Annotated in this window: 7 protein-coding genes; 1 reads left to right on the top strand and 6 read right to left on the bottom strand. The window is 72.8% G+C overall.

From position 1 onward, the window contains the following. The 6 genes from C3488_RS38555 to C3488_RS38530 all read right to left on the bottom strand — a co-directional run. A partial coding sequence (locus tag C3488_RS38555; protein ID WP_146068016.1) for an amidohydrolase family protein occupies nt 1-305 on the bottom strand: 305 nt, incomplete at its 3' end. 138 nt (nt 306-443) lie between these two features. Then, a complete protein-coding gene (locus C3488_RS38550) occupies nt 444-1,286 on the bottom strand; it encodes a nitrilase-related carbon-nitrogen hydrolase (RefSeq protein WP_103845487.1) in 843 nt (280 codons plus the stop codon). A gap of 148 nt (nt 1,287-1,434) precedes the next feature. Further along, nucleotides 1,435-3,102: a PucR family transcriptional regulator gene (locus C3488_RS38545; RefSeq protein WP_258053911.1), complete on the bottom strand. Its 1,668-nt coding sequence runs from the start codon at nt 3,100-3,102 to the stop codon at nt 1,435-1,437. A gap of 189 nt (nt 3,103-3,291) precedes the next feature. Beyond that, nucleotides 3,292-4,575, bottom strand: a complete 1,284-nt coding sequence (locus C3488_RS38540; RefSeq protein ID WP_103845486.1) for an aspartate aminotransferase family protein — start codon at nt 4,573-4,575, stop codon at nt 3,292-3,294. Continuing rightward, nucleotides 4,572-5,414, bottom strand: a complete 843-nt coding sequence (locus C3488_RS38535) for a nitrilase-related carbon-nitrogen hydrolase (RefSeq protein ID WP_103845485.1) — start codon at nt 5,412-5,414, stop codon at nt 4,572-4,574. The genes C3488_RS38540 and C3488_RS38535 overlap by 4 nt, the downstream gene beginning before the upstream one ends. A gap of 185 nt (nt 5,415-5,599) precedes the next feature. After that, complete coding sequence (locus C3488_RS38530) at nt 5,600-7,255, bottom strand: hypothetical protein (RefSeq protein ID WP_103845484.1); 1,656 nt, start codon at nt 7,253-7,255, stop codon at nt 5,600-5,602. 398 nt (nt 7,256-7,653) lie between these two features. Between C3488_RS38530 and C3488_RS38525 the strand changes: the two genes are divergently transcribed. After that, nucleotides 7,654-8,231: Clp protease N-terminal domain-containing protein (locus C3488_RS38525; RefSeq protein ID WP_308460715.1), on the top strand; the 578-nt coding region annotated here is incomplete at its 3' end.

Raw genomic sequence — 8,231 nt, 5'->3', positions numbered from 1 at the left:
CTCTGCACCGCGAAGTCGATGATCGTGGTCGTTCCGCCCCAGGCGGCGGCCCTGGTGCCGGTCTCGAAGGTGTCGGAGGCGAAGGTGCCGCCGAAGGGCAGCTCCATGTGGGTGTGGGCGTCGACACCGCCCGGGATCACGTACTTGCCGCTGGCGTCGATGGTCTGCTCGGCCGTGAAGGCCTCGGCGACCGGGGTGCCGGACGCGGCGAGGGCGGCGATGCGGCCGTCCTCGATCAGGACGTCGGCGTGGATCTCGTCGGACGCGGTGATGACGAGGCCACCGCGGATGACGGTACGGGTCATGCTCCCTCTCCTCCGTATTGCCCCGCTGGGTGCGATCGGACAGTGCGGGTCGTGTGTGGCTGGTCGAGCCCGCGGCGGTAGCCGCATATCGAGCACAGCCCCGCGCCCCTCACGGGGCGCGGGTGCCTGAGCCCGTTGTCACGGAGCCGTCAGCGGGCCGTACGCGTCGGGACGGCGGTCCCGGTAGAACTGCCAGCGGTCGCGTACCTCCCGCAGCTTGGCCAGGTCCAGGTCGCGGACGACCAGTTCGGTCTCCTTGTCGCTGGCCACCTCGCCGACGAACTGGGCCTCCGGGTCCACGAAGTAGGAGGTCCCGTAGAAGTCGTTGTCGCCGAGCTCCTCGGTACCGACCCGGTTGATCGCGCCGACGAAGTACTCGTTGGCGACGGCCGCCGCCGGCTGCTCCAGCTGCCACAGGTAGGCGGACAGACCCCGTGAGGTGGCCGACGGGTTGAAGACGATCTCGGCGCCCGCAAGGCCCAGCGCGCGCCAGCCCTCCGGGAAGTGGCGGTCGTAGCAGATGTAGACGCCGATCCTGCCGACGGCGGTCTCGAAGACCGGCCAGCCGACGTTCCCGGGACGGAAGTAGAACTTCTCCCAGAAGCCCTTGACCTGCGGGATGTGGTGCTTGCGGTACTTGCCGAGGTACGAGCCGTCCGCGTCGATCACCGCGGCGGTGTTGTACAGGACCCCGGGCTGCTCCTCCTCGTACATGGGCAGGACGAGGACGATGCCCAGCTCCTCGGCGAGGGCCTGGAAGCGCTTGACGATCGGGCCGTCCGGGATCCGCTCGGCGTACTCGTAGAACGCGGGGTCCTGGACCTGGCAGAAGTACGGTCCGTAGAACAGCTCCTGGAAGCACAGGACCTGGGCACCTTGCGCGGCCGCGTCGCGGGCCGCCTGCTCGTGGACCTGGATCATCGATTCCTTGTCGCCCGTCCAGGCGGTCTGGAAGACGGCGGCACGGATCACTCTGCTCATCGGGACCTCCGGTCGCTCGGTGTGCGGCAAGGCTAGGAAGTCCGGCCATGCGGTTTGAGTTGCACCGTGTCACGTCTGCGGGCATCCGGCGTTGCACGGTGTCATACCGGCGCGTACACACCTGTTCCCAGTGGTTTTCCACGACGTTTCACCCCTGCTTACGCTGACCGAAGCCCAGCTCGGGGCGCTCTGGAGCCCCGCCCGCACTGCTCTTCGGGCCGGGGGTCCGGGGGTTGTCCCCCGGATTGACACAGCGCCCTTGCTGGGCGTCGTGCGCGAGCAGCGCGATGTGCACCGAGGCGGCTTGTTCGAAGTCGTCGAGGTCGACCCCGAGACGGGCTTGTATGGCCTCCAGCCTGCGGTAGAGGGCCGGTCGGCTGACGTGGTGGAGCTGGGCGGTGCGGGACTTGTTGCGGCCGGTGGCGAGATAGGTGCGCAGCACCGGCAGCAGCTCCTGCTCGGCGTCGCGTCCGCACAGCAGCCCGTCCAGCTCCCGCTCGGCGAAGGCCTGCACGTGCGGGTCGTCGCGCAGCAGCCTCACCAGGCCGCGCAGGTGGACGTCCCTGAGCCGTACGACGGCCGGGAGGTCCTGCGCGGCGGAGTGGCCGGCCACGGCGTCCGCGACGTGCTGGGCCTCGCGCAGCCCGGCGGGCACATCCTCCCAGGCGGTACGCGGGTCGGCGGCGGCGATGGCCGTCCCGCGCACCGTCGGGGACTCGGTGCGCAGCCGGGTGGCGAAGTGCGCGGTCAGCGCTTCCGCGTCCTGGTCGCGGGCGAGGCTGAGCAGTACGGCGGTGGCCCCGTCCGCCAGCTCGGCGGCGAGCCCGGGCAGGCCGAGCAGCCGCAGGACGCGATCGAGCTGGGCGGGATCACCGTCGCGTACGACCAGGGGGACGAAGGTGCGGCGGTTGACCGGAAGCCCGGCCGCCCGCGCCCTGGGCAGCAGCCGGCCGGCCGGGACGGCCCCGGAGACCAGGTCGGTCAGCAGGCTCTGCGCGGACTGCTCCTCCCAGGTGTGCACCGAGCCGTGGAGCATCCGGTGCAGGACCAGGGCCTCGGCGCCGCGCTCGGCCAGCAGGCGCCCGATCGGGCTGTCGCCGCGGTAACCGCAGAGCACGATCCGGCCCCAGCGCTCCCCGCGCCCGCCCAGCTCGGCGCGGACCCAGCCGTCGCCCTCGCTGCCGCCCGCCTGACGGGCGATGCGCTCCCAGTCCCGCAGCACGTCGTCGACCGCGGGCCGCTCCCCCGCCGTGGCGAGCACGCGGTGGGCGAGGTTGGTGAGGACGACGGGACAGCCGGCGTGCACGGCGATCTCGTCGAGCAGCCGCTGCAGCGGGGCCCCCGCGGTGATGAGCCCGGTCAGCGCCGTGCGGACGGACTCCGACAGGCTCACCGCCGCGAACTTGCGCCGCACGAGGCGGGACTGGACCTCCTCGGTCAGTTCCGCGAACGGGAAGGGCCGGTGCAGGACCACCATGGGCAGCCCGCAGCGCTCGGCGGCCCGGCGCATCACCTCCGGGGGCGCCGGGAAGGCCCGGCCGAGTCCGAGGACGACGGCCGCGGCCTCCGCGCGGTGCAGGGACCGGATGTACTCGGCCTGCTTCTCCACGTCACCGGCGAGCAGCACCCCGGTGGTGAGGACCATCTCGCCACCGCTGAGCATCACCCCGACGTCGGGCGCCTCGGCGACGTGCACCCAGCGCACCGGCCGGTCCAGGTGCCCGGCGCCGGCCACCACCTCGGGCTCTCCGGCGAGCACCCGGTCCAGGGCGAGGACCTGGCGTACCGACAGGGCGGGTTCCAAGGCGGTGGGCATGGCGTACTTCCCTTTTTCGTGGCTCGCTTCGCCTCCGGGGCACTGGATGCCGGTGTCGAGAGACCGACCGTGCTCAGCCCTTCGGGGCTCCGCTCCCCCAGGCTCCGGGCCTCGCTCCAGCAGGGGAACCCCATGCCCTCTCGACACCGGCGCGCCCCTTCGGCTCACTCGCCGCTCACTTGCTGCCTGCTACTGGACATCCCTCAGCGCCCGCTCGAGGATCGCGGCGCCCTCCTCGGCCTCGGCGACGGTGAGCGAGAGCGGCGGGGCGATGCGCAGCACGCTGGTGTTGTGCCCGCCGCCCTTGCCGATCAGCAGTCCCCCGTCGCGGGCCGCCTCGAGCACGGCGGCCGCCGCGTCCGGGTCGGCCTCGTCGGTGCCGGGCCGCACCAGTTCGACGCCGATCATCAGGCCGCGCCCGCGCACCTCCCGTACGCCCGGAAGCTGGGCGGCGACCGCCCGCAGCCGCTCCATGAGCAGCCCGCCGACGCGCCGGGCGTTGCCCTGGAGGTCGTGCTCCAGCAGGTACGTCAGGTTGGCGAGCCCCGCCGCCATCGTGATCTGCGTGCCGCCGAAGGTCGAGATGCTGTTGGCGTCCAGGCAGTTCATGATCTCGGCGCGGGCGACGACGCCGCCGATGGACATGCCGTTTCCGATGCCCTTGGCGAAGGTGAGGATGTCCGGCGGACCGCTCTGCCCGTGTGCCTGCCAGCCCCAGAAGTTGTCGCCGGTGCGGCCCCAGCCGGTCTGCACCTCGTCCGCGATCCACAGGATGCCGTGCTCCTGGAGCACGTCGCGGAAGGCCGCGTACAGGCCGTCGGGGGGCGAGGTGAAGCCGCCGACGCCCTGGATCGGCTCGGCGATCAGCGCGGCGGGCGGGCGGGTGTGGCCGAGGAGGTCCCTCAGGTCGTCGACGCAGGCCGCGACGAAGTCGGCGTCGCCCAGGTGGGCGAACGGGCCGCGGGTGCGGACGCCGCCGTGGACGTACAGCGTCTGCAGTGGGGACAGGGAGGTCGGGGACCAGCCCCGGTTGCCGGTGATGCCGATCGCGCTGAACGAGCGGCCGTGGTAGCTGTTGCGCATCGCGAGGATCTGGTTGCTGCGCCGGTACGTCGTCGCGAGCAGCAGCGCGGTGTCGTTGGCCTCGGTGCCGGAGGTGGTGAAGAAGACGCGGGCGTCCGGGATGCCGCTCAGCTGGGCGATGCGCTCGGCGAGTTCGACCATCGGCCGGTTGAGGTAGAGCGTGGACGAGTGGATGATCCGCCCGGCCTGCTCGCTGACCGCCTTGGTCACCTCGGGCAGCGCGTGCGCGGTCATCGTGGTCAGGATGCCGCCGAAGAAGTCCAGGTACTTCTTCCCGTCGGCGTCCCAGACGTGCCGGCCCTCGCCGTGGGTGATCTCCAGGGGGTCCTTGTAGTAGAGGGCCAGCCAGTCGGGCAGGACGGCCTTGTGGCGGTCGTACAGGTCACTCACGGCTTCACCAGTCCTTCGTACGCGTCGGGGCGGCGGTCGCGGTAGAACGCCCACTGCTGCCGCACTTCTTCGATGAGGTCGAAGTCGAGGTCCCGCACGACGAGCTCCTCCTCCTTGTCGCTCGCGACCTCGCCCACGAACTGCCCACGGGGGTCGACGAAGTAGCTCGTCCCGTAGAAGTCGTTGTCGCCGTACTCCTCGCGGCCCACGCGGTTGATCGCGGCGACGAAGTACTCGTTGGCGACGGCCGCCGCGGGCTGTTCGAGCTGCCACAGGTAGGAGGACAGGCCGCGGTGGGTGGCGGAGGGGTTGTAGACGAGCTGGGCGCCGTTCAGGCCGAGCTGCCGCCAGCCCTCCGGGAAGTGGCGGTCGTAGCAGATGTACACGCCGACCTTGCCGACCGCGGTGTCGAAGACGGGCCAGCCCAGGTTCCCGGGTTTGAAGTAGTACTTCTCCCAGAAGCCCTTGACCTGGGGGATGTGGTGCTTGCGGTACTTGCCGAGGTAGGTGCCGTCGGCGTCGATCACGGCGGCGGTGTTGTAGTAGAAGCCGGACTGCTCGACCTCGAAGACGGGGACGACGATCACCATGCCGGTCTCGCGGGCGAGGGCCCGCATCCGGCGCACCGTCGGCCCGTCCGGCACCGGCTCGGCCCAGCGGTAGTGCTCGGGCTCCTGGACCTGGCAGAAGTAGGGGGCGTTGAAGACCTCCTGGAAGCCGATGACCTTCGCGCCCTGCCGGGCCGCCTCACGGGCGTGCTCCTCATGCTTGGCGATCATGGATTCGGTGTCACCGGTCCAGGTCGCCTGGACCAGTGCGGCGCGTACGACGTGGGCCATGGAGCCGCTCCTTTGCCTGATGGTCCGCGAGGGACGTCAGAGAGCCTCTACGCCCGTAGAGCCGGGCTGTAGAGGGTCGAACGTAAGCCTCCGCGGCGGCCTTGCCAAGACCATCGTCGTCAACCCGCTGAGTCGATCACGTTTCGCACTCCTGCGGGTGAGTGCCCGCACGGAAGGCGGGCCGGTCAGGCGGCGAATCCGGCGACCCGCAGAGCGTGGACGAGGTCCCAGTGGCGTTCGGCGGAGACACCCCGGGCGGCCTCCAGCAACAACGGTACGAGCAGCTGCGGGTCGGCGGCGACACTGCGGGCGGCCTCCTGAGGCGTACGGACGCGCACGTACGCGGCGAGGAGGGCGCCGACCTCGCGGTGCCGGCCGTCGGCGTGGAGTCCGAGGACGGCCTCGCCGATCTCCTTCGCGGGCCGTGCGACGCCCTGCCGCAGCATCTCCTCGCCGTCCGTGCCGCGTCCGGCCGCGCTGAGGGCGTCCGCGGCGGCGACGAGGCGGTCGGCGGGCAGCGAGGCGGCCTCCCACAGCAGGGTGGCCCAGTCGGCGCCGAGGCCCGCGCGGTGCAGTTCGGCGGCCAGCAGGGGGTAGCGGCCGGCGGGCCAGTGGGCGGCCTCGACCAGCAGCGCGTGCGCCTCGCCGCTGCGGCCCTCGGCGCGCAATCCGACGAGCGCGGCGACGGTGTCGGCGGTGAGCTGCCGGTCGGTCTCGTCGAGCGGCCGTGTACGCGGCTGAGGGCTCTCGGGTGTCTCGGCACCGGCGGCCCCGGCGAACCGGGCGCCACGGGGGCCCCGAGGCCCCGGCGCGGGTGCGGCCACAGGCGGAACGGCACCCGTGGGCGGCTCCTGCACGTCCATCATCCCGGCGAAACGGGCACTGCCGCGCGGGCGGCGTTTGGTGCGCTGCCCGGCGGAGGCGTCCGCGGCGGCGGTGGCGGGGCGGGACTCCCGGCTCACCGGTTCCCGGGACGGTGCGAACGGCCCCTCGGAACCGGGTCCGGGGGCGTCCGCGGCCCGGGCACGGTGCCAGACGGAAGCGTCGTCGGCCGGTCCCGTGTCCGGGGCCTGGGGGTCGCCGTGCGGCGACGCAGCGTCCGGGTGGCCGCCGTGAGGCCGTTCGGACGCCGCGTCCGGGCCCTGCGCCCAGTCCCCGCGGCGCGCCCGGCCCACCTCCGCCGACCGGCTCTCCGCACGACCGTCCGACAGCCCCGCCGTTCCCCTGCCGGCCGTCTCCCCGGGCGCGCGGGCGTCCGTGGCCTCTTCCCTCGGGCGGAACGCGTACCCCGCCCGGGCCGCCCCTGAAGACCGGGCGCCCTGCGCCGGCAGGGCGCGGTGATCCAGGGCCTCCATGCGGCGACGCAGCTCCGCACAGCGGGCCGTGGCGCGGTCGTGGTCGTCCCGGGCCCAGGCCAGGTCGAGCCGGAGCGCCGCGGCCTCCTCGCGGGTGGCGGCCGACTCCAGCCTGCGCTCGAGGTCGGCCCTGCGCTCCGCCGCGAAGCGCTTCTCCCGCAGCATCACGTCGAGCCGGTCCCCGAGCGCCTCCCGCGCCCCCGGCCGCGCGTCGTAGGCGGCGAGTGAGGCACCGTGCAGCGCCCGCGCCCGCTCGGCCTCCGGCGCGGCGACGGCGGTCCCGTATGCGGCGGCGAGGTCCTGCAGCAGTGCCTCCACCACGTCCCAGGGCGGCACCTCCCGGCCCTCCAGGCAGGCCCGCATACCGTCGGGGTCGCGCTGCCAGAAGACTCCGCACCAGCCGCCGCCCTGGTCGAGCCGCGCCAGCAGCCCGTTCAGGTAGCTCGCGAACTCCCTCACCCCTCCAGGGAGTTGATCCACCGCCATCGCTCAGCTCCCGCCCGAGTGGAGTACTCCGGTCCGGTAGAAAACACCAGTCGTGTTACGGAATGGCTACGGGCGGTTTTCAGAGCGGACGCAGTGCGCTCCGCGGGGACGTCCGCACCCTGTGCGCGCCCCGCCGCCCCGGCACGCACCCGCGGGTCGGCCATCCGCCCGCCCGAGGGCGTCCGCCTTGTTGAACATGCCCCTGAACAACGATCGTGCGATGGTGTTCTAAGCGTCAGGGCACGCACCGCACGTGCACGCACGCACCGTGGGCGAAAGCGCGCCCAGCTCATGTGCGCGCACGCACCACAGGCGCACACGCACGCACCGCAGGTGTAACTCGGACAACCCCGGGCACCCGCGACGGACCGGCATGTACATCAGCGGAACGGAAGGCCATGACCAGCGGATTCACGGGTCCGCAGGGCTACGGCTCGGACCCCTTCGCAGAGTTCTTCGCACGCATCTTCGGTGGGCAGCGTCCCGGTCCCCGGCAGATCGACCTGGGGCGGCTCCTGAGCGAGCCGGCCCGGCAACTGGTCGCCGGCGCCGCGCGCTACGCCGCCGAGCACGGCAGTCGCGATCTGGACACCCAGCATCTGCTGCGCGCCGCCCTCGCCACCGAACCGACCCGGAGTCTGCTCAGCCGCGCCGGGGCGGACCCCGACTCGCTGGCCTCGGAGATCGACGAACGCTCCGGCCCGGCCCAGCAGAGTTCGGGCGACGCGCCGCCGCCCACCTCGCTCTCCCTGACGCCCGCCGTCAAGCGCGCCCTGCTGGACGCGCACGAACTGGCCCGGGCCAGCGGCACCGGCTACATCGGCCCCGAGCACGTGCTCAGCGCGCTCGCCGCGAACCCCGACTCGGCCGCCGGGCACATCCTCCACTCCCACCGCTTCTCGCCCTCTCCCCTGCCCCCGGAGGCGGGGGACCACGTGGCGCAGCGCCCCGAGCGGCCACGCCCCACGTCGACTCC

Origin of the sequence: Streptomyces sp. Ru72 (genome assembly GCF_002920635.1) — a bacterium.
Classification (GTDB): Bacteria; Actinomycetota; Actinomycetes; order Streptomycetales; family Streptomycetaceae; genus Streptomyces.
This window is presented reverse-complemented; position numbering and strand designations above follow the sequence as displayed.

Coding starts and splice junctions, on each gene's coding strand:
- C3488_RS38530 (WP_103845484.1), bottom strand. CDS start 7,255: ATGGCGGTGGATCAACTCCCTGGAGGGGTGAGGGAGTTCGCGAGCTAC.
- C3488_RS38550 (WP_103845487.1), bottom strand. CDS start 1,286: ATGAGCAGAGTGATCCGTGCCGCCGTCTTCCAGACCGCCTGGACGGGC.
- C3488_RS38535 (WP_103845485.1), bottom strand. CDS start 5,414: ATGGCCCACGTCGTACGCGCCGCACTGGTCCAGGCGACCTGGACCGGT.
- C3488_RS38545 (WP_258053911.1), bottom strand. CDS start 3,102: ATGCCCACCGCCTTGGAACCCGCCCTGTCGGTACGCCAGGTCCTCGCC.